Below are 24,398 nucleotides of genomic sequence, written 5' to 3'. Positions count from 1 at the left end.
ATGGGCAAGTCCTTTAAAAATCCGGAAGGAACGTTCATAGCCAAGGATGATACAACAGTATCCGGTTTAAGGGGTTGGGTCTGTTTTAGATGCCAGCCGTCTTCTGATGATACTGATAAACTCAGGCGAGACACCTATGTAGGATGCAATGTGATATTGCGGAACTCGCGACGGAACAGTTGGATGCAGGGTAACGAATTCAACATATCGTTCCATCGCCGACTTACCGATTGCACTTACCAGCCTGTTCTGGATCGTACATAGATTTCGCTGAACAAGCATCCGGAAAACATGCTCGAATTTCGGTATCTCATGAAGGAGCCTTTCCTTGCTCCGGCGACTAAGCATCAGAAGCTCTGTCTTTTCAAGCGCTTCGATGAAAAACGTTGACGGCTTTCGCTCATGAAACGAAGCGATGTCACTTATCCACCAATCCTCAACCGCAAAAGAGAGAATGATTTCACAGCCATTAAAATCTACGTGGTAGATTCTTGCACATCCTTTAACGATGTAACCCTCGAATTGACATATATCGCCGGCTCGCAACAGAACGGTCTTGCGCGGAACCATTTTTCGCTCTAATAAGCTGGTGAAAGTTTCTTTTTCATCATCCGTCAATGTGATGTACCTGCTGACATTAAGAAGTATATTTTCGAACATCGCGATCGGATTGAATATGTTAAGTCTTACAATTTTTACCCATTGTTCAGAAATTGGGAATGGCCTTACAAATCTTGTAAACTATTATTTTAATCTGCTTACCATATGGTAAAAAATGAAATTGACCGGCTTTTTTTTCGGGAAACACTGCCGTTGCAGGATAGAGGCAGTTAATATGGCCGGTCGCTCTTTCAGGACGGGTAGCTGATCAAGGTCCTTCACGTTTGCCCGTGCAAAAACAAATTCGGTGTTAAATTTAAGTTCCTTCGGAATTCTAATGGTGATGTGCTGGTTTTCCTCTTGAATAACTTATTGAGCGACTGCGGGTGTTTGAACCCTAGCTGGTAAGCGATCTCCGAGACCGTCAGATCCGTGACGGACAGATACTCTTTGGCTCTGTCAATCAGCTTCTCCTGTATATGATACTGTGCCCCCTGACCGGTTATCGACCGGAGCAGATCGCTGAAATAATGCGGCGAAAGGTTAAGGCAGGCAGCTATATACTCGACTGTGGGTATACCGGATTTTAAGGCGAGCTTTTTGTCGAAGTAATTATTCATGATTAGGTCTAACTTAGTGATCACGGCATGATTGACCGTTTTACGTGTGACGAACTGTCGCTCATAAAACCGGTTGCTGTAACTCAGCAGCAATTCTATTTGTGCGATGATGACCTCCTGTGAGTGTTCATCCAGATGCTGATACTCCTCTTCGATCTTTAAAAAAATCTCTGCGATGTACTTCTCTTCCTTTTCCGAAAGGTGAAGCGCTTCACTGGATACGTAGGAGAAGAATCCGTAGTTTTTGATCTTGGTAGCCAACGGGAAGCTATATAGGAAATCCTGGTGAAAAAATAGCGCGTAACCAGCATCTTCACCAACCTCGTAAACCGGCGGACCGTCCAGCGAAAGGATTTTTTTGGGCGCCAGGAAGGTCAGTATCCCTTTATCGTGATCGTATTGCTGCTGACCATACTGCATTTTACTTTTAACATTCCTTTTCAAAGCGATGCAGTAAAAATTCAAGGAAAAACGTTCCAAGACTGAATCGGCCGCCGCACGGACATCCGCTATCCGAACGACGCTGATCAAAGGGTGAAGCGGATCAGGTAAGGACAGCAGGCGATGTTTGTCGGATATGGTACTGATGATTTTCATTTAGGCCCCCCTATCATTTGTCGTCTGATCAGACGTGCATATCAAAAGCAGACCAGGCCCGCGGACCTGGTCTGAAAGGTTTTTGTCGCAGGTTCTACCAGCGAAGTGTTTCCACAAAAAAGGAGCCGTTCTCCATTAAATTATCGAAAAACACCTGCTTGGTCTCTAGGCGGTTCCAGTCTCTTTGCAGTTCACAGCCAAACTGGGTAACGGAAGATAATTGAACGCCCGCCTGCTCCATCCGGCGCAGGGCAACCTCGTGCGCAATAGTCGAGGTTCCGCCTATCGCATCGACAATGGTGTACACCTCATAACCTTCTTTAAGAAGATCCAGCGCCGGAAAGCACAGACAAACCTCCGTCCATAATGCGCAAATAACGAGCTTCTTTTTGCCGAGGGATTTTACAGCTTCCTGAAATTCCTTGTCCTCCCAGGAATTGACCGTCGTGCGGTCGATCTCCTGCACGTCGGGTAAGATCTCTTTAAGGTGCTTCACCGTCGGTTTGTTAATGCCGCTTTCCACATTAACTGTGGTCAGGATAATCGGCAGATTGAATCCTTTTGCAAGTTTCGTCACGGTGACGATGTTTTTGACCAATTGTTCATGGTCCATCGACCTTACGGAATTGACCTGAAGGGGTTGGTAGTCGATCAGGATCAATGCTGAATTTTCAGGTGTAATCAGATGATCGTTCTTCGGATCGCGGATGGGTGTAATACTGCTCATGGTATGAATAATTAAATGGTTAATAAATATTTGTTCAGTTCTGTGATCGCTGCGGTTTTTCCGCTGTTTGCATTGTTAAAGAAAGCCGGCCCGGCCAGATCGTTCTTCATATTTTTCATATTTCTTAAAACTTGAATTGTGCCTGATAACTCATAAAAAACCGTCCCGGTGTGCATCGATGATATCATTGATGAAGGGCGACCATTCCGGTATGACCGGCAAGGCTGCGGGCGCGATGCTCCGGTAGCTTTGAGCGCCATAGACGATCGATCCTCCATATCTTCCGATCGACGCCGGGTCTGACACAAAATTGGCGATCTGAAAATTCCTGTCCATTTAACTAGTTCAAGAAATCACCTGGATGAAAGGACTTTTGATGTAGACGATATGGCCTTCGATAAGGTCAAACATGGTTATCCCAGATTCTGATCTGATCTTCCTTAAAATACAACTGTTGCTTCTCGCCGTGGCGGACGAGATAAGGTTCTCCGTTCTATTGATTAATGTTACTGTCTGCGATGGCTGTCCAATGCTATTTTATTTCGGACCGCTGTCCAGCAACACGTAAAGTGCCGCGATCTTGCTATCATGGAATTGAACAGTGCCACGATCTTGCCATCATGGAATTGAACAATGTCCATCCCCGTGGCGACGGGCTGCTGCCCCGCCGGGCCCACGCCCCAAACCAGCCTGCCGATCCCGCTATTGATGATAACGGGGCTCTGTTTAGTGAACACGAAATTGGAAGGCAGTACCTTTTGTGTTGTGGAAACGCTTTCATTGATGGCGTCAAAGCCGGTCACCTGGTCCTCTACGTGATGTAGTATCGCTGACTCGCTGTATATCTTTTTAATGGCTTTCAGCCTGGCTGCCGGGTCCTTTTCGTTCCAGACCTGATCGAGGTTTTCTTCCATGATCCGGGATAGTTCATAGCGCATGATCAGTAAGTGTTGAATGTTAAACGAATTAGAAGTAAGCGGCATGCCGTTCGGTCCGGCATGCCGCTGCACGGCGGCTATTTCTCTGCCGGCACCGGTGTAGCCAGTAACTGCAGCTCCCATGCTAATGCCACTCCGCTGGCACCGCCATTCTCGAACAGCACACTGGCCAGTTGTCCTGCGGTCTCTGTACGTGCCCAGTCACGTTGCCATTCTGAAGCGACCGCCATCCAGTTAATTGGCGTGATGCCATGCTGCACCATACGGCGTATCGCCATATCATGCGCTTCCTTTGAAACAGCGCCGCAGGCATCGGTAACGACGAAAACATCATAGCCTTCGGCCACCGCCTGGATCGCCGGCATCGCCACGCAGACCTCCGTCCAAAGACCTGCGATGATCAGCTGTTTACGGCCGCTTGCGGCAACGATATCGGTAACAGCGGGATCCTGCCAGGTATTGATGAAGGTACGGTTGATCGGTTTCTGATCAGGAAAAAGCTCCTGCAGCTGTTTGATGATCAATCCTCCGCGCTCCTCGATCACGGTGGTCAGGATGGTAGGTACCTTGAACACTTTAGCCGCTTTGGAAAGGCCGGTCACATTGTTGATGATGACCGCAGGGTCGTGGCTGTTCAGGTTGGTGAACTGAAAAGGCTGGTGATCGATCAGTACAAGGATACTGTCTTCCGGCCGTAACAGGGCGTCAAGGCCCTTTTTTTGAATGTTTGACATGATCTGATAGTATATGGTTATTTATCAATAGCTATTCTCATAGATTGCATAGACCTGGGTGTTTCCGGCCTGTAATGGCCAGTCAGTGAACTACGGGCGATGGTCCGCTGCCGGATAGTAAATTTGTTCGTTTTCACGTATGTCGCTTTTCCCGGTCGTTGCCACAAATCTACTTGTTTCGGCTAGCGTGAAAAGATGACATAGGCCTTTAAAAGTCGTAGATTTATGTCGACGTTTCCGATTCTGTCAACCGGGCTGCGCTCATCGAACCGTTATGCTCCGTTTTTGGTTCTGCAATGCTGCGGGTCTTTTAGGGTGATGAGCGACTGCGTGACTGCATATCAACACCCGCGGTTTCCCTTCGCCGAGGTCTGTCACGTGGAGACGCACATTTGGCGCCACTTTGATAAATTCTTTTCTGTTTCCCGGTTTTTCCTTAGCAGGCGTGTTTTTCATGATCTTATTTAATTTTGATGTTTAATAATAATGTCTGGTATATTCTGCCCCGTACCACGCAAATTTAAATGCGTCGTATTTGGAACGGAATAACCAGATCGCTGTTTTGTGTATCCCTATTGGGTGTCTGAATGGTTCTGCGAGTGAAGGCCCCGGTTCCTGCAGAATGAACGACGGATTATCCGGCTGGCCGGGCAAGGTAATACTCGCCTGAGCCCCTTAGCGTCGTCATTTTTTTACCATATGGTAAATACTTCCTGTGAAATTATTATGATCTTTAGTACATGAAAGAACTCCTTGATTATTTACAGCAATTCGATACCCTGAATGAACAGCAGGCGGAAATGGTCACCAGCAAAGCCAAACTCGTCGAATTTCCCAAAGAGACCTACTTTTCCGAAGCCGGTAAAGTGCCGAAGCAGATTGGCTACATTTTGGAAGGCGTCCTGCGGTTCTGCTACTACGATAACAAAGGTCAGGAGGTCACCCACTATTTTGTCGGCGAGGGCCAGTTCATTACCGATTTTCCGAGGTTCGAGGCGCAGATCATTTCGGCTGAATATATACAGACCGTCACCGATTGCAAACTGCTCGTGTTCACGAAGGAGGACTGGGATTATCTGCTGGCGACGATCATAACCTGGAGCAACATAGAGACCAAAATGGTCAAAAAATGCTTGAACGAATCGCTGTCGAGACGCAGTCCGATGGTCTCCAACGACGCTACGGAGCGTTATCTGTCATTCCTGGAAAGCTTTCCCGCTCTGGTCACCCGCATACCGCTGGCCTACGTTGCTTCTTATGTCGGCGTCACGCAGCAATCGCTTAGCAGGATCAGAAAAAATCTGCGTTAGCTCATTTTTTACCATATGATAAACAGTTTTGAACGCCAGATCCCAATATTTGTATCGATATCTAAGCGTTAATAAAAATGAGTAAAAAAGTCGTACTGATCACAGGGACCAACAGCGGGTTCGGCTGGCTGACCGCTCAAAGTGCCGCAGCTCTGGGGCATAAGGTCTATGCCACCATGAGAGATACAGCAAGCAAAAATGCAGCACAGGCACAGGCCCTGTCCCAGGTGGAGAACATTACCGTGGTAGACCTGGAGGTAACCGATGAAGCGAGTGTCAAAAAAGCTTTCGACAGCATCATTGCCATAGAAGGAAAGGTTGATGTTCTGGTGAACAATGCAGGTGCAAGCATGTTCGGCGTGGGTGAAACCTCCACAGCTGCCGATCTACAGCGTATGCTGGACATTAACGTTATCGGTCCATGGCGACTGATGAAGCTCGCTCTGCCCGGAATGCGTGAGCGTTCAGAGGGTCTGATCATCAACGTGACTAGCGGTTTTGGCCGGGTCAGCTTCCCGTTCTTCACCATGTACTGCGCCTCGAAGTTCGGTCTGGAAGGGCTGTGCGAGGGTCTTTATTATGAGCTCAGGCCGTTAGGCGTTGATGCGGTCATTCTTGAACCGGGTGGCTTTCCCACTGAAATGGGTTCAAAAGTGCAGACAGGTGCCGATACCGCTGTCGCCGAAGGGTATAGAGCGCTTGAAGAATATCCAGGAAAGATCTTCGCAGCTATCGGCCAGCTTTTTGAGACGCATAAGCCGGATCCGCAGTACATCGCCGACGCCGTAGTTAAACTGATCGGCATGCCGAAAGGTGAACGACCGGTAAGGACAGTGGTCGACCCAACCACAGGACAGTTTATCAGTGCCATCAATGAAGGCACGCAGATCGAATTTAATAAGACCATGGAAGCCTATGGTCTTAGGGAGCTTTTAGCTTAAACGTCTTACCCTCCTCAGGCTTTATGCCGCCCTGATCCCCCGGTGTCCCTCTGATTGAAGGACATCGGTTGATTTCATAATTCTCCAAACCAACTGAATTACTTCAGATCCTTAACCGGATCACTCAACAATAATGCTTTGTGCTTTGAACCGAATCACCAAATAATTGGGTTGTTTCGCAAAATGCATCTCTTTTTTGTAATGCAATTTTACCTTGTCAATAATGACTAGGTCTGCTTGGATACTGCAATTTAACTACGAGGCCAGCCAAGCGAGTAGATCTGAGGCTTTTACCTTGCTTACAACTATCCGTTCAGGAGTTTCGACACTCAACTTGACGATGAGCCTTCGATTAAAGAAGTGCTCGGCCATCTGGACGGCGGCACGGTTGATGATAAATTGCCGATTGGCACGAAAAAACAGAGACGGGTCCAGTATAGACTCCAGCTCGTCCAACACTTCTTGGATCAGGTACGTTTCGCCTCTTTGGGTATAGGCATGTACAATGCCTCCAACCGAGTAGACAAATGCGATGTCTTTGGTGGATATGGGAATGATTTTCTCGTTTTTGAAGACCAGTAGACTAGACTTGTAGGCAGGATGCACCAGTTGTTTAAGGAGGGTTTCCAATCCGGGCGGGATAGTCTGCACTCGGCCCCCCATCAACTGCCGCATCTGCTCATATTTGCGTAGGCCCCTGGCTAGTTTATCTTCATCGATGGGCTTTAGCAAATAGTCGATACCATTGGCCTCGAAGGCCTGTATGGCGTATTGATCGTAGGCGGTACAGAAAATAACCGGACAGGGAGGCTGGACGGTGCGGAAGATCTCGAAGCTCAATCCATCGGAAAGTTGGATATCCGAAAGGATGAGTTCCGGTGTAGACTGATTACCCAGCCATTGGATAGCAGCTTTTACGGATGGGACGATGCCTGTGACATGCAAATCGTCACCGAGTCGCTCTATCATTGCTTTCAAGGCCTTGGCCGTTTTAGTTTCGTCTTCGATGATCAGGATGTTCATAGCGGGTCATTTAACAGAGGAACGGATACGGTGAATGCGTGAGCGGTTTTCAACACCTCGATTTCTTGACCAGCTAGCAGGCGGTAGCGCTCGCGGATGTTGTCCAATCCGGTGCCCAGGCTGTCTCCCTGTGTAGGTTTCGGTTGCAGGGAGTTGCTGACGGTAAGCCGGTTGGTATCCGTGGCGTTGATTTGCAGGTGCAGGGGTACTTCGACATCGGCGACATTGTGCTTGACAGCGTTTTCGATGAGCACTTGCAAGGTCATGGGCGGTAGTTTCATGCCGAGGAATTGCTCAGTGATGTCGATATCTACGAACAAAGCGTGCTCAAACCGTTCCTGAAGGATATATAGGTAGGACCGGGCGAAATCAAGCTCTGCACGGAGGTATACAAGATCGGCCATGCGGTTATTCAGCAGGTAGCGGTATACGTCAGCGAGGCGTTGGATAAATTGGCGCGGTGCGCGTTCATTGATCATACTTTGAAGTGTGCCCAACGAGTTGAACAGGAAATGTGGACTCACCTGTTCCTGCAAGAGACTGAGCCGCGCTTGCAGGTTTTCTTTTTTCAGCCGTTCGTTTTCTAACCTAGACCGTTGGGTCACTTCCGCCATTCGTAACAAGTAGACGATATAATACAGGAACCCGCCTAATACCATCCCCCGCATCAGGAGTAAAAAATATACGACGCGCATGCCTCGTGGTAGTGCTGCTACCCGTCCGCGGATTTCACCGATATCCTGAATGCTATAAAAAACAACTAACGAAATACACATGCATGCTGCAATGGCAATAGCGGCTTTCCACCCGTGCCACCGTGGCTTATCTAGCTGTATGACACTTTGTATCACTAGCCAACTCAGGAATACGTTAACAAAAGAACCGGCAAAAGTGAGCAATGAGGAAGCTGTTTCTTCCCGGTAGCTGCGCAGCACGTAGCCTAGGAGTGCAATAAACAGAGAAATAATAGACCCGGTGAGGGGGTATAGTCGCTTCATGGTACAAAGGTACTGTTTTGGCAGACAGGAAGGTTTACCCGTGATAATCAAACGGACAAAAAGGCCGATGAACGGAAAGCTGTGAGGCTAATCCTATGTTCGGTAATGACCTGTTCATCTCGATATGTGGCCGTTTCATACCAAAGTGGTCTACTTCCTCGGGTCCGCAATGTCGAAACAACCATAACAGAAATATGAATATCATGAAGAAACTAATTATCCCCTTGACACTGGTACTGGGTACCATCGTCTCCGAAGTAAATGCACAGGTTGTTGTAGTAAGACGGCCGGTGCGCCGGGTGGTTGTAGCTCCGCTTCCGCCGGCAAGAATGACCGTGGTAAGGCCGTTGCCCCGTGTGATCGTAACCCCAAGGCCGGTAGTGGTAGCGCCGGCTCCGGTGATTATAACGCCAAAGCCGGTAATAGTAGCTCCCTTCCCTGTTCAGCCGCTGTCGTCAACAACGGTCGTCCGAAGGAAGACTGTCATTTACAAACCTTAATCATAGCATGCAAGAGTCATCTTACAGGATAGAAGCGGCCGGTGATTTGCTACGGACACAGTTCCCTCTCATTGGGCAATCTGTCCGTTTCATCATCATTTTATATTAAACATGTTTCGATTCCTTCGAGCTTTGCATCAATAAATAGTAATATCATATGAAAAAGAACGTCTTAAAATGGGTGTTAATATTGGTCGTCAGTGGCCTTACCACCGGTGCATTCGCACAATCGAAGCTCACCAATGAGCAGAAGGAAGAACTGTTGGCTAAGATGGAGCAATACCGGGCCGAATTGAATCTATCGGACCAACAGCAGGAGCAGGTGAAATCAATCAATGCCACATACTTCGAAGGACTGGCCGGGCTCAAGGCATCGAACGGTTCCAAATTGTCGAAGTTCAAAATGTATCGAACGCTTAGCGAAACGCGCGATGAGCAAATGAAGCAGGTGCTCGACGGGAATCAGTACAAACGCTACAAGGCGATGCAGAAAGAGATGAGGAGTGAATTAAAAAGTCGCAAAAAATCATGAACGCGAAGAGATATATCCGTTTAGCGCTACTGATAGTGCTGCCATTTTTTTTGTTTGGTGGATGTGCTGACGAAGCGCCCGATCCAGCTCCCCGTTACCCATGGGGAGATTGGATGGATTGGGAGCGCCTTGTCGACTGGGATACCCTGACAGTAGGCGGCCGTGCACGCACGTTCAATGTGCACCTGCCGCCCCAATATGAAGAAGGCGATACCCTGTTTCCACTGGTCATCGGGCTGCATGGCACAGGAGGCAGTGCAGTACAGTTTGACCGTCACTACCATCTCTCTGAGAAAGCCGACGAAGCGGGATTCGTAGCCGTTTATCCCAACGGCGTCAGGAGCGATGGCCGTCTCGGCATACGTACGTGGAATGCCGGATCGTGCTGCGATTTTGCGATGCGCGAGCATGTGGACGACGTGGAGTTCATCAGCGAGCTCATCGACAGATTGATCGAGACATACCGCATCGATGCCAAACGCATCTATGTGACCGGCATGTCCAACGGCGGAATGCTCGCCTACCGGCTGGCTGCGGAGATTCCTGAAAAGATTGCCGCCATAGCGCCCGTGAGCTGCACGATGGTGTTCGACCCTCCGGCCGAACAATCGCGTCCGCTGCCTATCATCCACCTGCACTCCGTGCTGGATGAGATTGTCCCCTATGAAGGCGGCACAAACTCGCTGGGGTACCATTTCGCACCGGTTGATTCGGTACTGAACGTATGGGCGAAACGGAACGGTTGCCTGCCGAACGCCCAGGTGGTTGTTGATAACGACCGATACACACAGATGCAGTGGGTGGATGAAACCGGCTCGCCGCTTATCATGCACTATGTCACCGCGGACGGCGGCCACTCATGGCCGGGAGGCGAGCAGGTACGGCCCGGTGCTGCACCGCCATCCGCTGCGATAGATGCAAACGATTTGCTATGGGATTTTTTTGAGCGTTTACGCATCCCATAATGTGCGATTTTGGTCTGAATCGTACGGGATACCAGAAGCGGAACAAAACTGCTTAATTTCAAAAGTTTTGATAGTACCTATAACTTCAGAAGCACTACTGGTTTCATAGTAATCGGGTAAAACCAATAGGTTTTTACATACTAGCAAGCAATGTCCCGTTCAACATTTTTATCTATCTTTGATTTGGTGTTGAATGGGCATGCTTTGTTTAATCTCATAGGCTATCGAAGTCATATTAGTTAAGTTACCTGATATTTAAAGGATTATCTAAGAGTGGTTACTGATTACAAAAAATTCGACTTATTCGGGAAGACATTTATCCAAAAAGTGGACTTAAAACCACCTTTTGAGTTTGCCTTCCCCGTGGCCGAGCAGGCTTGCTTCTTATATATGCTGAAAGGTGAGATGGAATACCAATCAGCAGACGATCAGTTGAAGATACCTACCCATCACTCCTTGTTGCTTAACTGCATCAACTCGGGCAAACAGATACATGATACCGGTTCGGATAGCGAAGGTGAGATCGTTATTGTCACTTTCCATCCGGATATACTGAAAAAAGTTTACGATAAAGAAATCCCACTAATCTTTAAGCCAGCTAATCGGGTAACTAATCAGTCCAGAAAGGCAATCAACAACGACTTTTTGATTCATAAATATATTGAAGGATTGCTCTTTTATTTTGAAAATCCATCGTTGGTCAATGATGAAATTTTGGTTTTGAAGCTAAAGGAAATCATACTTTTATTATCGCAAACGCAAGATGCGGAAACGATACAAGTCATCCTATCGCAACTTTTCTCGCCGGCAACCTATACCTTCAAGCAGATTATAGAAGCCAATCTATTTGAACAAGTCGGTGTAGAGGATCTGGCGCAAAAAGCCAATTTGAGCGTTTCTTCGTTTAAAAGGGAATTTAAAAAATTATACGACGATTCGCCTGCCAATTATATCCGAACGAAACGATTGGAACGGGCTGCCGAATTGCTTTCGGTTTCTAATGAACGGATTACAGACATTGCGTTTGATTGTGGATTCAATGACTTGGCAAACTTCACGAAAAGTTTTCACGACAGGTATAACGTTTCCCCCTCAAATTTCCGCCTAAAAATAAAAGAAGGTTGAGTAAGATACGGCTGTAACACCCCATTCCAGCCTAAAAGCTTACCTCGATTTTTGAACCAAATTGTCAAATAATTGGCCTAATCTACAAATTCATCCGGTTTCGGACCGTGTAATTTTGCACTATTAATAATTGTTAAATTTTAAAATTAAACTCATGGGACTATCACATTTAGGTATTTTTCATACGGTTATAGGTGTAGCAGCTATTATTGCCGCCATTGTATCTTTAATAAGAAGAGGTAAGATAGATCTCAGCCAATTGAGTGGCAAGATCTATTTTTATTTCACCTTAGTTACATCGTTAACAGCTTTAGGACTATCCAGTGTTAAAGGCGTCAATCCGGGGCATATTCTTGCACTGTTAATTGTTATATTGATTTCGGTGGCGTACTATCTTTACGCAAAAAGATCGGGAAACAATCGATCGCGTTTTATTGAGAATTTTTTTCTTACGTTCAGCTTTTTCCTGTCCCTGATTCCAACGGTTAATGAAACTTTTAACCGTATCCCGATAGGTCATCCGTTGGCCAATGGACCGCAAGACCCATTAATCGGAAAAACTCTGCTCATCCTTTTTGTGCTGTTTGTGATCGGTTCTGTTTTGCAATTCAGGAAGCAAAAGAGCATAAATAAAGTGGTGTAAGCCTGAATTTTTTATTGACAAAACTTTAAAACAAGTGCTTTATTTAGTAGCACGATTAGATGAATTTATAGTCTATTCTTGTCGACCGAAAATTGAGAAACATCAAGCGAAGGGGAATTTCATTCGGTCTTCGCTTGATCGACTCATACAAGTTTGAGTTAACTTTGCAAAGTAAGTATATTTGTCTTCACCCATTCTCGGATACCAATTGTGGGTATCCTCCATTGATAATTAAATGTCTTTTCCATCGGCCAGGTTACTCCAGGATGCGTGAATACCATACGATATTTATTAAAAATATCATCTGGTCTTTGTTCTAAAGCTGAGGACAGGTGCGCCTTGCTCCAAAGAATACGCTCAAAAGTGGTATTGAAGACGGCTTCTACCTCTTCGGCAATTTGTGTAAAGGTTGCCGTTTCACCCGAAACAAATACAACTTCATTTACAATTTCCGGTTGATGAAATAGTACCTCAATGGTTAGTTTTCCAATATCCTCGCAACAGGTTAGGGTCAATGAATGGTTCCAATCTCCCAGTGCGTGGACGACCTTGTTTTCAAGGCTGATGACCCCGAAATCTTCGCGAAACAAGAAACTAGTGATCATGCCGGTAGATACAATTACCCATTGTGTTCGGTCTTGGGCTCGCAGAAGGTCCCTGACGTCAAGCTGCTCGTCAAAAACCGGCTGTGCGCTTCCTCTCCCGATCTGATCATAATCCGCTCCAAATTGCCAGGGCACGTAACGCCTGACACCGGCTTGTAGCACAGCTTCGGTAATTTTTATCTGCATACCTTTTCCGATTGAAAAACCACTGCAGCAGATTATGGTATCATAACGACCAAAAACCTCTGCCAATTCCGTCACCTCACTCGTAAGGAGGTCTACGGCCTCCAATTTTACATTTCGGAATTGTGTATGTTGTTTGAAATCTTGAATGACCGCTCCAGAGGGCCGTACCAATGCGGCAACGGTCAGATCCAGTTGGTATACATCTTGATAATCATGTAAGGCCTGCAACATGGATAGGCCAACTTCGCCCGTTCCGATTACTAAGAATGAATTTTTCATCTTTGATCTATTTACGTATTGAGAATTATTTCTGACGCAAAGTTATCCCGATAAAAAAGGTATTAAGGTGCAAGAAAACTGTTAATAACTGCAAAAATCCTAGGTCGTTCGATAAACAAGTGGAGTCGTTTTGGTAAGTTTCTTATAAAAGTTCACAAAATGGGGTGTTTCCTGAAAATTTAAACACCAAGCAATCTCTTTTACAGAGTAGTTTGTATGCTTTAAAAGTATATTGGCTTCTTCAATAATACGTTCATGAAGGATGTCACGAGTTGTTTTCCCCGTTATCTTTTTAAGCGTTTGATTCAGGTGATCGACAGTTGTGTTGAGCAAACCAGCAAAATAGGCTGGTGTCTTACCCATTAATGGCTTTTGCAGGCTGATGTCTAAAAAGGTGTTTTCGACCAGTTTGAGGAAGCGTTCGTCAAGCGTATCCTCCATATAAAGAGAAGGAAAATTATTGCTTTTAATTGATTTCTGTATGTAATGGATGATATCAAACACACGGTTGCGGATCAGTTGTTCTTTAAAGAAATAATCTGAATCTTTCTCCTGTTCTATCTCCAACATTATTTGGGACAAAAACAGGTATTGCTCTTTGCTTAATGGTTGGGTGTAAATCTCTCGATCTTTAAAGACAGGCCAATTAGAGAGGTTCAGCTTGGCTGTTCCCCTGAGAAAGCTTCCGCTGCACACACAATAGTCACCAACGAAGTTTTCATCATCGGTCGAAAAGCTAGATCGTGTCATAGGCTCCGTAAAAACGATTGTATAACCAGAGATAGGAACTTCTACATTATTAGAATGGTATTTGGCCGTACCATTGAGCAGGGCAATCTTATAAAACGGCTTGCGCTGCAATCGTTCGCAGGCAGATAAATCTTTTTTAAGATCTTCCCAATGAAGAACATCGAAATGCCCTAAAAAGAATTGCTCATCGGGATAAGATCTATGAACATATTGATCATAAAAAATTTCAATCTCTCTATGCATCGTTTAAATATAAGAAATAACCGGTAGGTGCACAATAACTCAATTGCTTCGTACTTCTCCGGTGATAACTGTAACGAAATAGCTATGAGAGCCAATGTTCCTAATAATATAGACAAATGGCTTAAAGAAAAATTGGAATAAGGCCTTATTGATAGCTCTATGAAACGCCTTTCTTAACGGCCTGAATATTTCCAAAACCTTTACCACCAAGGCCTGTATAATTAGTATCCTTTTCCCGGTCTCCTTTGCCATTCACTTGAATAGCACTGCTAATATCCTCATTCCTACCACTCTGACCATATGTGATACTTACAACGGCGTATTTTTCGATAACTTAATCAGCTGTCTCATTTTCATACGTGAATGTAATCTGGTCGTCTGAATTTTTCAAGGCCTTACCTTCAATAGTTTTTCCATTATGTAATCTAATTGTGTCAACTTGGGCCAAAACGCCTAACGGTAAACCAAATAGAAAAAATAGTAAATGTGTTTTTTTTCAAGCTAAACTAAATTATTCCTTCTGCAATTCAAAATCTTAAAATGATCAACATGCAATAAGATAACAGAAAACCTACATCCAAGACCAAACCATCAAATGAAAGCTTAATCATCCCTAAAGAGGTAGTGATGAATCAGATATATTGAAACATGTCAACTAGGCAGAAGCTTACAATACGGCAAGCCGCAGTCTGTTTTAGAGGCAAACTTATGCTAGTTATCACCGTGAATTTGTTCATCTGTATCCAGCCGAACGACCTTTACCAATCTTATACTGATTATTGCATCATTAAAACAAAAAAATGATATGAATGTAAAAACAGTAAAGTATCGATCGCTAAAGGCCTGCACACTTGTAGCCGCGGGACTAGTTATGCTTAGCAGCTACACCGTGAATCCGCAAAAAGGAAGTGTATTCCATGAAATGAGACCGCTTCAAAGCGATAGCGTATCCTTGGATGACGTATCGGGGTATTTCCGCTTTCCAAACCGAGCTGCGTACATTCGGTTTTTTGATCAGGACGGCCAATTCGTAGCCCAGCAGACATGGGATGGACGGATTTATCCGCTACAGCGCACCGGATCGCTCACCTTCCAGTCGCGTGATGAAGCCTACCAGATTGCATTTATCGCAGGCACTGATGGAAAAATTGATAAGGCCAAGATCCTTGACCGGCTAACGCTGGAAAAAGTTTCCTTCAATCCTACGCAATATGTTTCGCTTACCGCAGACCAACTTACACCGCTTTTGGGGCAATATCGACTCCAACGAGACAGCAATATGGAAATCAACGTAACAAAGCAGGGCAATAAACTTGCGATAGAGCAACTATGGGATAACAAAACCATCGTGTTTGAAGCTTTCACCCCTACGGATTTCCTTAATGCGGAATTGTCCTTTCCGCTGACATTCATTGTCTCGAATGGTACCGTCAAAGAACTTATCTGTTTTGAATCAGATCGTTGGGAAAGGATAGAACAATGAATAATCGGATATTCAAATCAATTCTCCTGATCTGGCTGCTCATGCCATTCACCTACCTATCTGCCCAAAGTGTTGCTGATCCGGTTTTTCGGTTTGAAACGGAACGCCCCCGATATAAAAACGGGAAGGGCCCCCTTGTTCTCTATGATGAGGGGCACAACAACCCCTTCACGTTAAAGGGACAGTATGCTGCATTTGCCCAGGTATTGGAAGCGGATGGTTACCGATTGGAAGCCAGCAGCCAAACCATTACTGCAGAAACCTTAACGGGTGTCCGCGTGTTTGTGACCGCCAATGCATTGCACGACCTGGACAATTGGGGTGCCCAGGTAGCAAGTGCCTATGCCGACGAAGAAGTGGAAACTTTGTACGATTGGGTGCAGCGCGGCGGCTCGCTTTTCCTTATCACCGACCAGATGCCTGCTGCCGGGTCCGCCGGTAAGCTGGCTGCCCGCTTTGGCTTTGCCCTCATCAATGGTTTTGCACAGCGTAAGGATGGCCAGCCTGAAATCTTCTCTCGTAACAGAGGCAATCTCACGGGCAATCCGGTCACCGATGCAGCCGGTTTTGCAATAGACAGCATCCGCTTTTGGGTAGGAACGGGATTTGTTCCGCCACCGGACGCCATTATTGTTTCGTCGTTGGGCGAAGACTACGAAGTATCGCTTGCGTCTGATGGGTCCAAAATATCAGGTAAAGGTTTAGTAAACAGTGCTATTCTACAATGTGGGCGTGGACGGGTATGTCTGATTGCTGATGCGGGTCCGTTTTACGCGCTCTTAAGGGGGATCAAAAGTGAAAAACGAGGTATGAATCATCCCGATGCAAGGCAGAACGCCCAGTTTCTTTTGAACATTCTTCATTGGCTGGATGCACGATAAAGAGGCGATATCCCTGAAATCTGGTATATGATCTTTGTGCTGATGAAACTATTTTTGTACTTCAAGCGCCATCATTCTTCAAAGTCCAGGGAGAATAGTAATGGAGATTATTAAAAACAACTATGGGAACTGAAATGTCCTTTTATAAATTTATCATCTTGCTTTCGCTAATGTCTATCAATTTTTCTACTGCTTATGCTCAATCTCTTCAGTTAGACACCACCCTTTCAGACGTCTATCAGTTCCATATCAGGAAAGAAGATGAGGAAGGCTTTTTAATAACTTATTACGATGCCGTAGACACCAAAGACAACTCCAAACCCTTCGAAATCATCATTACCCAAACGAGCAGTAAATTAATGAACATGAATGGCGTAGCTGACGGTATTGAGAAAAACCTTAAGAATTATAATCCGGACAGCAAGTTAATGCTCATCAAACAGGAAGAACAGGGAGGTAAAAATCGTCGGCTTTATCAGTTCTCGAGCATGAATACCACAATACTGATGCTGATGCAAGAAAGCAACGATTGGTTCGCTATGATAGAAGCTGAATTTCCGGATGATGAACTTAAAAAGATGTCTATCCAAAAATGGCAGGACATCTTTTGGAAAGCTGAATAGTGAATTTTTGAAGTGTTAATCCTTAAATTTATTTAAATAAAAGGAGTAGGCCTCGAACATCATAAAACAAGAAATTTAGTACTCCAATTATGAAATTTGACTAAAAATTGCATCTTTAAGGAAATACTCCAAAATGACTTATAACCCTAATACTTATGATTCAAAAAAGACGAATATCGGATCTCATTATCTTATCAATCCGTATTTTACTAGCGCTTATTTTTATTTCATACGGAACGGGAAAATTGTCTGGCGGACAGTTCGGTAATTTGACCGAAAAAGAACTGGCTACACCTATCAAGGATCTGAGCCTGTTTAAAATTGCCTGGTACTTGTTTGATCATCAGCCTTTCAAAATATTTATAGGCGTCTCTCAAATTATAGCCTCTCTGATGTTATTGTATAACAGAACGATGATCATAGGGGCACTGATGCTCGCCCCTATTGTTCTGAACATTTTGATTATTGATCTGACGATTATGCCTTACGGTCTCAAACTTGCATTTGCCTTCCGATTAACTGGCTATTTGTGTTATATCGGCCTTTTATTGTTTTATTATAAAAATCAACTAACGCCGGTCTGGAAAACTGTATCAAACATAAAACCCATGCGTTCTGAGAATCAAAAAGCGATTTCTTATTTACTTGTTATTTTATTTATTCCAGCCTTGGAACTTGCGCCAGGAGTATTGAAAATAATATACTTTGCTGTAACTCATCCTCAATCTTTTTGGAATGGTATTAAAGCACTCTTTTGAAATATACGTTGCGCTTTAAATTGGGTAGGCCTCATATTGGTCAATTGCCGAAAATTATTTGCTTGCTCACGCAGGAATACCTCTGGATATCAACCTTCTTCTTCTGTATTCTTGATTTTCATAAGTAATGTATATGCGTTTTTGAGCACTACCTTAGATGCCGACGTAATCTCATTACTCTCTATTTGCCGGTGTTTATCATTCAGCATTCCTGGCTTTACCTCCACCATCCGGAATTCTCCGGTGTTTTGGGCCACAAATACATAATGTTTGTTCTCCCACCTGACAACCGCATCCTCCGGTACGGTAAGTGCCGGCATATCCTTGATTGAAACTTCGGCATTCATGAACATGCCGGGCACAAGCGAGGTGTCATATTTTTTGAAATGGCAGTGTACCTCTGCCATGCGATTGGCATCAAGTGTTTTATTGATCAGGATGACTTCGGCATCAAATCTTCGATCCGGTTCACTATTGGAATAGGCGGCTACTTGCTCGCCAACAGCCACGCTCGCCAAATCTTTCTCAAATACGTTTAATACCAAATGGATATCACGCGGATCTACCAGCTCAAATAGTACATCGGTTGGAGCAGTATATTTGCCGACCGTTACGTTTACTTTGGACACAAAACCATTGATGGGCGATAATACCGCTACACTTTTAGATATATTGGATGCGTTCAGGTTATTGATATTGATACCGATCAGCTTTAGTTTTTCACCCAACGCATTCATTAAAATTCTTTGGCGTTCCATTTGGGCATTTGCCTGCTGGAAGACTTTATCGCTGCTTGCTTTACTGCTATTAAGTTCACGTTGACGAATAAACTCCTTTTCTGCCAACTCAAAGTCGGTCTTCGCCGTTAGGTAATCTTGCTGTAATTGAATAAACTGCATATCTTCCATGATGGCCAACACTTGTCCCTTGCTCACATGTGTTCCGGGTAACATCGCTGTGGATTTCAGATACCCTCCCATAGGAAAGCTCAGGCTAATAATATTCTGGGGCGGCACCTCTACTGCTCCTTGCAGTGTAAGCTTGCCACTTACGCTGCCCGACTCAGGGTTGCCGACTTCGATGCCGACGCTTTTTAGCTGCTGCGAAGTGAGTCGTACAGTTTCAGTAATAGGACTGATCGTACTGTCTTTTTGGCTAGTCGATTCCGTCTCTTGCTTATTTTGATTGCTGCATGCCGCCAGAAACCAAAGGCAGATGCAACTGTATATAAATGCTTTCATTTTAAATTATTGATCGTTTAATTTTTGTAATTGGATAACGGCCTGGTTATAACTGCCGAGCATATTGATGTATTCGTTTCTGATGGTGATAGCCTGATCTACCAAGATAACCCACTGTAGGTAATCGATTTCTCCACCCTGAAACTGTTGGTCTGCCGTAGCAATGATCAAATCTGCATTGCTAAGTCCTTGATTTTCGTAATATGCGAGACTCTCCTCAAATTTCTGCACCTGAGCGCGGGCGTTCATAATTTCAGCATGTAATTGCAATTGAACTTGATCGGCTTTTTTTATTTGACTCTGCCATTGCAGCTTCGCTGCCGCTACTTTAGACGATTGCGCTTTGAAGAACAATGGAATGCTTACTCCCGCGCTGAAATAATTGAAGCGATCCCTACCGCTGAAAAGAACATCCTGCCCGTTCACATTCTGAACTCCTTGCAGACTCTGGTTGTTGTAACCTATTGTGAGATCGGGAAGAAGGCGGGCACGCTCTACCCGCCACCGGCTGCGGGCAGCTTCTTCCGCATGTCTGGCCAGCGCGGCCGCCGGAAGCTCATCGGTCACAACGGAATCATCTATTAATGATTGAGCAACTTTCGACTGCGCGAGATCGGGAACGTACATCATACTATCCTGTAAATACAGATTAAACTGTTTGTTCACAATAGCAAGGTCTTTTTCAAGCATATTCAGCTGATTGGTAATTTGCTGCCTGTGGGATTGCGCTGCCGTTTTTTCCAGGATATTGGCCTCGCCGCTCTCAAAACGCTTCAGTGATTTGGCCTCGAATAATCGGTAGATACTATCTGCATAGAGCAGCAGCTGTTTCCGCTTATTCATTACAGCGTAATCGAAAAATGCAAACCTGACACTGGCTTTAAGCTCCTGCTCGCTCAACCTAGTCTGTGCACGTGAGGCTTCGAAGTTTGCCTGCAGCATCTTTTTCTGATTAGTATATACGGTGGGAAAGTTGAAAGATTGGCTCACGCCGATCCTATTGTCATTGTGTATGCTGTTAAATTTCCCGTAATCGCCGGACAATTGCGTCTTAGGCAGATCGAACCCGCTGTGCTGCAGTTCTTCAACTGCTTGTTGTTCCATGCGTGTACTCTGCAATTGCCTATTATTCCGTATTGCCATCTTCAACGCGCTGTCAAGGCTTATTTTTACCGGCTGCTCCTGTGCGGTAGCCGGATAAGCAAGGAACATAAATACAATGATCGCACTTAAACTTTTATTCATGTTGAGCTTAGCGGTTCTGTTAAAGAGCAGATACAGTGAAGGCAGGACAAATAATGTTAACAGGGTGGCTGTTATAAGCCCTCCGATCACCACCGTGGCCAAAGGCCGCTGTACTTCCGCCCCGGCGCCATTGCTGAGTGCCATGGGTAGGAAACCGAGCGAAGCTACCGCCGCTGTCATCAGTACCGGACGTAACCTGTTACGGGTTCCGGTCATCACGAGCTGCTTCGGATCGCTTATTACGCCTTCTTTTTTTATTCGGTTAAATTCGGAAATCAGCACGATCCCATTCAGCACCGCTACGCCGAAGAGGGCAATAAATCCGACACCGGCAGAAATGCTGAAGGGCATGCCTCTTAAGGTTAGGGCAAATACTCCGCCGATGGCTGACAATGGTATGGCAGTATAGATCAGTGCGCCCTCTTTAAAGGACGAAAACGCAAAATATAGCATTACAAAAATGAGTAAAAGCGCAACCGGGACAGCGATGCTCAACCTGCTCTTAGCCTGTTGCAAATTTTCAAAAGCCCCCCCGTAGGTTATACTATAACCTGCATCTAACTTCATTTTAGCGTCAATCTTCTGCTGGAGTTCTTCAACAATGGTTTGTACGTCACGTCCCCGTACATTGAAGCCCACAATAATCCGCCTGCGCGCATTTTCGCGTTGTATCTGATTTGGCCCTTCGATCTCCTGTATGTCGGCCACCTGATAGAGCGGTACCTGAACCCCCATAGGGGTAGATACGGGCAGGTTACGGACATCTTCTATGCTTTTTCTCCCCTCGCTGCTAACTCTTACCACCAGATCAAAGCTTTTTTCACCTTCGTAAACCTTTCCAGCCTCGGCACCGGCAAAGGCTGCGTTGATGGTACGGTTTAGGCTTTCGATATCCATGCCGTATTTAGCGATCTCACTACGGTTGAAATCAATGACGATCTGAGGCATACCGGTCACTTTTTCAACATAAAGATCGGCTGTTCCATCCACCGTTCTTGCAATGGCGCCCAGCTGATCGGCATAGGTCGCTAGTTTCTCGAGGTCCTCACCGAAGATTTTACAAACAACGTCTTGTTTTGCGCCGGTCATGAGCTCATTGAACCGCATCTGAACGGGATACTGGAAGCCGGTGGTTACACCAGGCATAACTTCCTGTGCAGTCGCAGCCATTTTACTGGCAAGCTCCGGAAAAGTTTCCGCGCTGGTCCATTCTGATTTCGGCTTCAGCACAACAATCATGTCTCCCCCCTCAATAGGCATAGGATCGGTCGGGATTTCGGCGCTGCCGATTCTCGACACCACTTTCTCAACTTCGGGATATTGCGCTTGCAACGTTTCGGCGATACGGTCAATGGCATTAATGGTGGTACTGAGGTTGGTGCCCACCAATAACCTGGTTTCGACGGCAAAATCGCCCTCTTCAAGTTGGGGTATAAACTCGCCGCCCATGCGCATGAACATAAACACAGACACACCGAACAATATAAACGCGAACATGACCAGCGACCGACGGATCGATAAAGCCTTCTCCAACATTTGCCGGTACCCATTTTCTATCCGTGTCATGATACGGTCGGACAGATTCGGCTTATGTGTTATCTTTTTACTGATGAACAGCGAACTTACCATCGGCACGTAGGTGAGCGAAAGGATAAAGGCTCCCAGAATGGCAAATGCCACGGTCTGAGCCATTGGCTTGAACATTTTTCCCTCTATCCCCGTAAGGGAAAGAATTGGTAAATATACAATCAGGATAATGATCTGACCGAAGACGGCCGCATTCATCATGCGTGATGCGGACTTGGTTACTTCGCGGTTCATCTCCTCCTGCGAAATACTAGTGACATCGTTATATTTTTTAGAAAAATGAAGATGGTGCAGAATTGCCTCAACGATAATGACGGCACCGTCTACAATGAGTCCAAAATCCAAGGCCCCCAAGCTCATCAAATTGCCACTTACACCGAAGGTATTCATCATGGTTATGGCAAAGAGCATGGATAAGGGAATAACAGAAGCTACAATTAATCCCGCCCGTAGATTCCCTAAAAAGAGTACCAGCACGAGCACGACGATCAATGCACCCTCAAGCAAGTTGTGCTCTACGGTGCCGATAGCGTTGTTAACCATCTTGGTGCGGTCAAGGAAAGGTTCGATCGCTAATCCCTCAGGAAGGGTTTTCTGTATCTCAGCGATCCGTTGCTTAACGTTGTTGATAATTTCGGAAGAGTTTCCGCCTTTGAGCATCATCACAATGCCGCCGGTTACTTCCCCTAAACCAGCCATGGTTAATGCTCCATAACGTATAGCTGAACCCAAACGGACTTCGGCTACATGGCTGATGAGTATGGGCTGCCCGCCATTACTCTTTACTACGATTTTATTGATGTCTTCAATTGATTTGGTAAGGCCAATGCTCCGAATATATAGAACGGAGGGGCCCTTTTCAATATAGGCACCCCCGGTATTTTGGTTGTTTCTGCTCAGAGCGGTAAAGATATCGCTTATAGTTAGGTTGAGTGCCTTGAGCCTTGCCGGGTTTACCGAAACTTCATATTGCTTAAGTTCACCTCCGAAGGTAGAGACATCAGCTACGCCGGGTGTACCCAATAGCTGCCTTCTTACGAGCCAATCCTGTGTAGAGCGGAGGTCAGCCAAGGTGAATTTATCTTCATACCCTTTTTTGGGTTTTAACACATACTGATATATTTCGCCCAAACCGGTAGTTACCGGCGCAAGGGACGGAACATTGGCATTTTCGTTGATTTCTACCTGCGAAAGCCTTTCAGTAACCTGCTGGCGCGCCCAGTAAACATCGGTACCTTCGTCAAACACAATCGTGATAAGGGAAAGTCCGAATCGGGACATACTCCTGCTCTCCTGTATGCCCGGAACGTTACTGATTGCTAGTTCTATCGGAAATGTAATTAATCGTTCTACGTCCTCTGCACCAAGGGACGGGGCTGTGGTAATAATCTGGACCTGGTTGTTGGTTATATCCGGAACGGCATCGATGGGTAGTTGGGTGATCTGGTAGCCGCCATAAACTACCCACAGCAACATGAATATACCAATTGCCAGTTTATTTTTAACTGAAAACTGAATGATTTTATTTAACATGGAATTTGAAGTAAATACATGAAAACACATACCGGCCCCCTTACGGCGGACAGCGCTTTTACAGGGAACATTCCCTGCATGTCATGATTAAATGTATTTACACTCTAGGCGGGCGAAAGAGCGAGTTCTGTTCGGGGCTGAAGTATACAACAAGCCGATCCCGTGCAAAGTCGAGATTAATCGGCCAGTATTCGGGCTTGATAGCAAATGATTTATCGAATGCTACGAAAAGGAAAACAGGAGTATGGATATCGAACTTTTTAAACGGCAGTTGCATATCCTTTTCGTCATCATCGTCGTTAAGGTCTTGCCCCCAATAGTGCATTGAAAGGTACTCGGTAAAACTAACCGTTGGTGAAAGCGTTTTATGTTCTATAAAATGCCTGTATAAACTTGGCAGCTTTGCCAGTTGATAGAGCGAGGTTGCCTCGCTTATCAATAGTATAAGCATTATATAGAGAAAAAACCTTTTCACGCAGCAAAAGTAAAGCTAAGTAGTAAACTAAGCAACCCTATCTGAAATTAAAAAGGTAATTTTTTTATTATTGTCATCTATTTAATGGTTATTAATTGATTGCAAACTTTTCAACGGCTTTCGGATCGAAATTGTTAGTGTAACGAATTTTATGGATATTAGCCATACTTAGCCTACAAATTCGGGTTCATCTTTTAAACAGCAACTGCTATATGCCTTCTAGAATTTTTAGAAATAGTAATTTTGATCTTTTTAA

General features: G+C 45.3%; 25 protein-coding genes. 11 read left to right on the top strand and 14 right to left on the bottom strand.

All coding sequences use genetic code 11. The annotated features are described in order from the left end of the window. Positions 1-66: 66 nt before the first annotated feature. The 7 genes from E0E36_RS04890 to E0E36_RS04865 form a co-directional block, all read right to left on the bottom strand. On the bottom strand, positions 67-660 hold the full coding sequence (locus tag E0E36_RS04890) for a Crp/Fnr family transcriptional regulator (RefSeq protein WP_130854939.1): 594 nt from the start codon (positions 658-660) through the stop codon (positions 67-69). Positions 661-878: 218 nt separating this feature from the next. Continuing rightward, complete coding sequence (locus E0E36_RS04885; protein ID WP_130854938.1) at positions 879-1,817, bottom strand: helix-turn-helix domain-containing protein; 939 nt, start codon at positions 1,815-1,817, stop codon at positions 879-881. 94 nt (positions 1,818-1,911) lie between these two features. Continuing rightward, positions 1,912-2,544 carry a hydrolase gene (locus E0E36_RS04880; protein WP_130854937.1) on the bottom strand — a complete coding sequence of 211 codons (633 nt, stop codon included), beginning with the start codon at positions 2,542-2,544 and terminating at the stop codon, positions 1,912-1,914. 150 nt (positions 2,545-2,694) lie between these two features. Further along, positions 2,695-2,850 (bottom strand): hypothetical protein, encoded by a 156-nt coding sequence (locus E0E36_RS27650; RefSeq protein WP_165446913.1) that lies wholly within the window; start codon positions 2,848-2,850, stop codon positions 2,695-2,697. 200 nt (positions 2,851-3,050) lie between these two features. Next, the gene (locus E0E36_RS04875) at positions 3,051-3,605 is read right to left on the bottom strand and encodes a nuclear transport factor 2 family protein (protein WP_130854936.1); all 555 of its coding nucleotides are present in this window, start codon (positions 3,603-3,605) and stop codon (positions 3,051-3,053) included. Further along, complete coding sequence (locus E0E36_RS04870; protein ID WP_130854935.1) at positions 3,560-4,216, bottom strand: hydrolase; 657 nt, start codon at positions 4,214-4,216, stop codon at positions 3,560-3,562. Before E0E36_RS04870 ends, E0E36_RS04875 begins: the two co-directional genes overlap by 46 nt. A gap of 261 nt (positions 4,217-4,477) precedes the next feature. Beyond that, complete coding sequence (locus tag E0E36_RS04865; protein ID WP_130854934.1) at positions 4,478-4,672, bottom strand: hypothetical protein; 195 nt, start codon at positions 4,670-4,672, stop codon at positions 4,478-4,480. Positions 4,673-4,956: 284 nt separating this feature from the next. Between E0E36_RS04865 and E0E36_RS04860 the strand changes: the two genes are divergently transcribed. Continuing rightward, positions 4,957-5,526, top strand: a complete 570-nt coding sequence (locus tag E0E36_RS04860) for a Crp/Fnr family transcriptional regulator (protein ID WP_130854933.1) — start codon at positions 4,957-4,959, stop codon at positions 5,524-5,526. Positions 5,527-5,603: 77 nt separating this feature from the next. After that, positions 5,604-6,467: an SDR family oxidoreductase gene (locus E0E36_RS04855; protein ID WP_130854932.1), complete on the top strand. Its 864-nt coding sequence runs from the start codon at positions 5,604-5,606 to the stop codon at positions 6,465-6,467. A 255-nt stretch (positions 6,468-6,722) separates the two neighbouring features. On the opposite strand, the gene E0E36_RS04850 is transcribed toward E0E36_RS04855, so the two are convergent. Then, complete coding sequence (locus E0E36_RS04850) at positions 6,723-7,490, bottom strand: LytR/AlgR family response regulator transcription factor (protein ID WP_130854931.1); 768 nt, start codon at positions 7,488-7,490, stop codon at positions 6,723-6,725. After that, positions 7,487-8,488 (bottom strand): sensor histidine kinase, encoded by a 1,002-nt coding sequence (locus tag E0E36_RS04845; RefSeq protein ID WP_013664176.1) that lies wholly within the window; start codon positions 8,486-8,488, stop codon positions 7,487-7,489. The genes E0E36_RS04850 and E0E36_RS04845 overlap by 4 nt, the downstream gene beginning before the upstream one ends. Positions 8,489-8,682: 194 nt before the next feature. Here E0E36_RS04845 and E0E36_RS04840 point away from each other — a divergent pair, with 194 nt between their 5' ends. The 5 genes from E0E36_RS04840 to E0E36_RS04820 all read left to right on the top strand — a co-directional run bounded on the left by E0E36_RS04840 (position 8,683) and on the right by E0E36_RS04820 (position 12,253). After that, a complete protein-coding gene (locus tag E0E36_RS04840) occupies positions 8,683-8,988 on the top strand; it encodes a hypothetical protein (protein WP_130854930.1) in 306 nt (101 codons plus the stop codon). Positions 8,989-9,145: 157 nt separating this feature from the next. Continuing rightward, on the top strand, positions 9,146-9,520 hold the full coding sequence (locus E0E36_RS04835) for a hypothetical protein (protein ID WP_130854929.1): 375 nt from the start codon (positions 9,146-9,148) through the stop codon (positions 9,518-9,520). Then, positions 9,517-10,485 (top strand): CE1 family esterase, encoded by a 969-nt coding sequence (locus E0E36_RS04830; protein WP_130854928.1) that lies wholly within the window; start codon positions 9,517-9,519, stop codon positions 10,483-10,485. The genes E0E36_RS04835 and E0E36_RS04830 overlap by 4 nt, the downstream gene beginning before the upstream one ends. A gap of 327 nt (positions 10,486-10,812) precedes the next feature. Beyond that, a complete protein-coding gene (locus E0E36_RS04825) occupies positions 10,813-11,610 on the top strand; it encodes a helix-turn-helix domain-containing protein (RefSeq protein WP_207303716.1) in 798 nt (265 codons plus the stop codon). Positions 11,611-11,764: 154 nt separating this feature from the next. After that, positions 11,765-12,253 (top strand): hypothetical protein, encoded by a 489-nt coding sequence (locus tag E0E36_RS04820; RefSeq protein WP_130854927.1) that lies wholly within the window; start codon positions 11,765-11,767, stop codon positions 12,251-12,253. A 158-nt stretch (positions 12,254-12,411) separates the two neighbouring features. On the opposite strand, the gene E0E36_RS04815 is transcribed toward E0E36_RS04820, so the two are convergent. Both E0E36_RS04815 and E0E36_RS04810 read right to left on the bottom strand, forming a co-directional pair. After that, positions 12,412-13,323, bottom strand: coding sequence for an aromatic alcohol reductase (locus tag E0E36_RS04815; RefSeq protein WP_130854926.1), 912 nt, complete (start codon positions 13,321-13,323; stop codon positions 12,412-12,414). A gap of 99 nt (positions 13,324-13,422) precedes the next feature. Then, complete coding sequence (locus E0E36_RS04810) at positions 13,423-14,316, bottom strand: helix-turn-helix domain-containing protein (RefSeq protein ID WP_130854925.1); 894 nt, start codon at positions 14,314-14,316, stop codon at positions 13,423-13,425. Positions 14,317-15,121: 805 nt separating this feature from the next. Here E0E36_RS04810 and E0E36_RS04805 point away from each other — a divergent pair. The 4 genes from E0E36_RS04805 (at position 15,122) to E0E36_RS04790 (ending at position 18,061) form a co-directional block, all read left to right on the top strand. Continuing rightward, a complete protein-coding gene (locus E0E36_RS04805) occupies positions 15,122-15,799 on the top strand; it encodes a hypothetical protein (protein WP_130854924.1) in 678 nt (225 codons plus the stop codon). Beyond that, on the top strand, positions 15,796-16,680 hold the full coding sequence (locus tag E0E36_RS04800) for a DUF4350 domain-containing protein (RefSeq protein WP_130854923.1): 885 nt from the start codon (positions 15,796-15,798) through the stop codon (positions 16,678-16,680). The genes E0E36_RS04805 and E0E36_RS04800 overlap by 4 nt, the downstream gene beginning before the upstream one ends. Positions 16,681-16,802: 122 nt before the next feature. Beyond that, entirely contained in the window at positions 16,803-17,303 is a 501-nt protein-coding gene (locus E0E36_RS04795) for a hypothetical protein (protein WP_130854922.1), read from the top strand. Positions 17,304-17,458: 155 nt separating this feature from the next. Further along, entirely contained in the window at positions 17,459-18,061 is a 603-nt protein-coding gene (locus tag E0E36_RS04790) for a DoxX family membrane protein (protein WP_130854921.1), read from the top strand. Between the two features lie 89 nt (positions 18,062-18,150). Here E0E36_RS04790 and E0E36_RS04780 read toward each other — a convergent pair whose 3' ends face one another. The 3 genes from E0E36_RS04780 to E0E36_RS04770 all read right to left on the bottom strand — a co-directional run bounded on the left by E0E36_RS04780 (position 18,151) and on the right by E0E36_RS04770 (position 24,118). Further along, positions 18,151-19,302, bottom strand: coding sequence for an efflux RND transporter periplasmic adaptor subunit (locus E0E36_RS04780; RefSeq protein WP_130854920.1), 1,152 nt, complete (start codon positions 19,300-19,302; stop codon positions 18,151-18,153). Positions 19,303-19,308: 6 nt separating this feature from the next. Beyond that, on the bottom strand, positions 19,309-23,667 hold the full coding sequence (locus E0E36_RS04775) for a CusA/CzcA family heavy metal efflux RND transporter (protein ID WP_130854919.1): 4,359 nt from the start codon (positions 23,665-23,667) through the stop codon (positions 19,309-19,311). 97 nt (positions 23,668-23,764) lie between these two features. Then, complete coding sequence (locus tag E0E36_RS04770) at positions 23,765-24,118, bottom strand: hypothetical protein (RefSeq protein WP_013664197.1); 354 nt, start codon at positions 24,116-24,118, stop codon at positions 23,765-23,767. Between the last annotated feature and the right edge of the window lie 280 nt (positions 24,119-24,398).

It is taken from the genome of Olivibacter jilunii, assembly GCF_900607235.1.
GTDB lineage: Bacteria > Bacteroidota > Bacteroidia > Sphingobacteriales > Sphingobacteriaceae > Olivibacter > Olivibacter oleidegradans.
The sequence above is the reverse complement of the archived record's forward strand: the minus strand, read 5'-3'. Positions and strand labels throughout refer to the sequence as shown.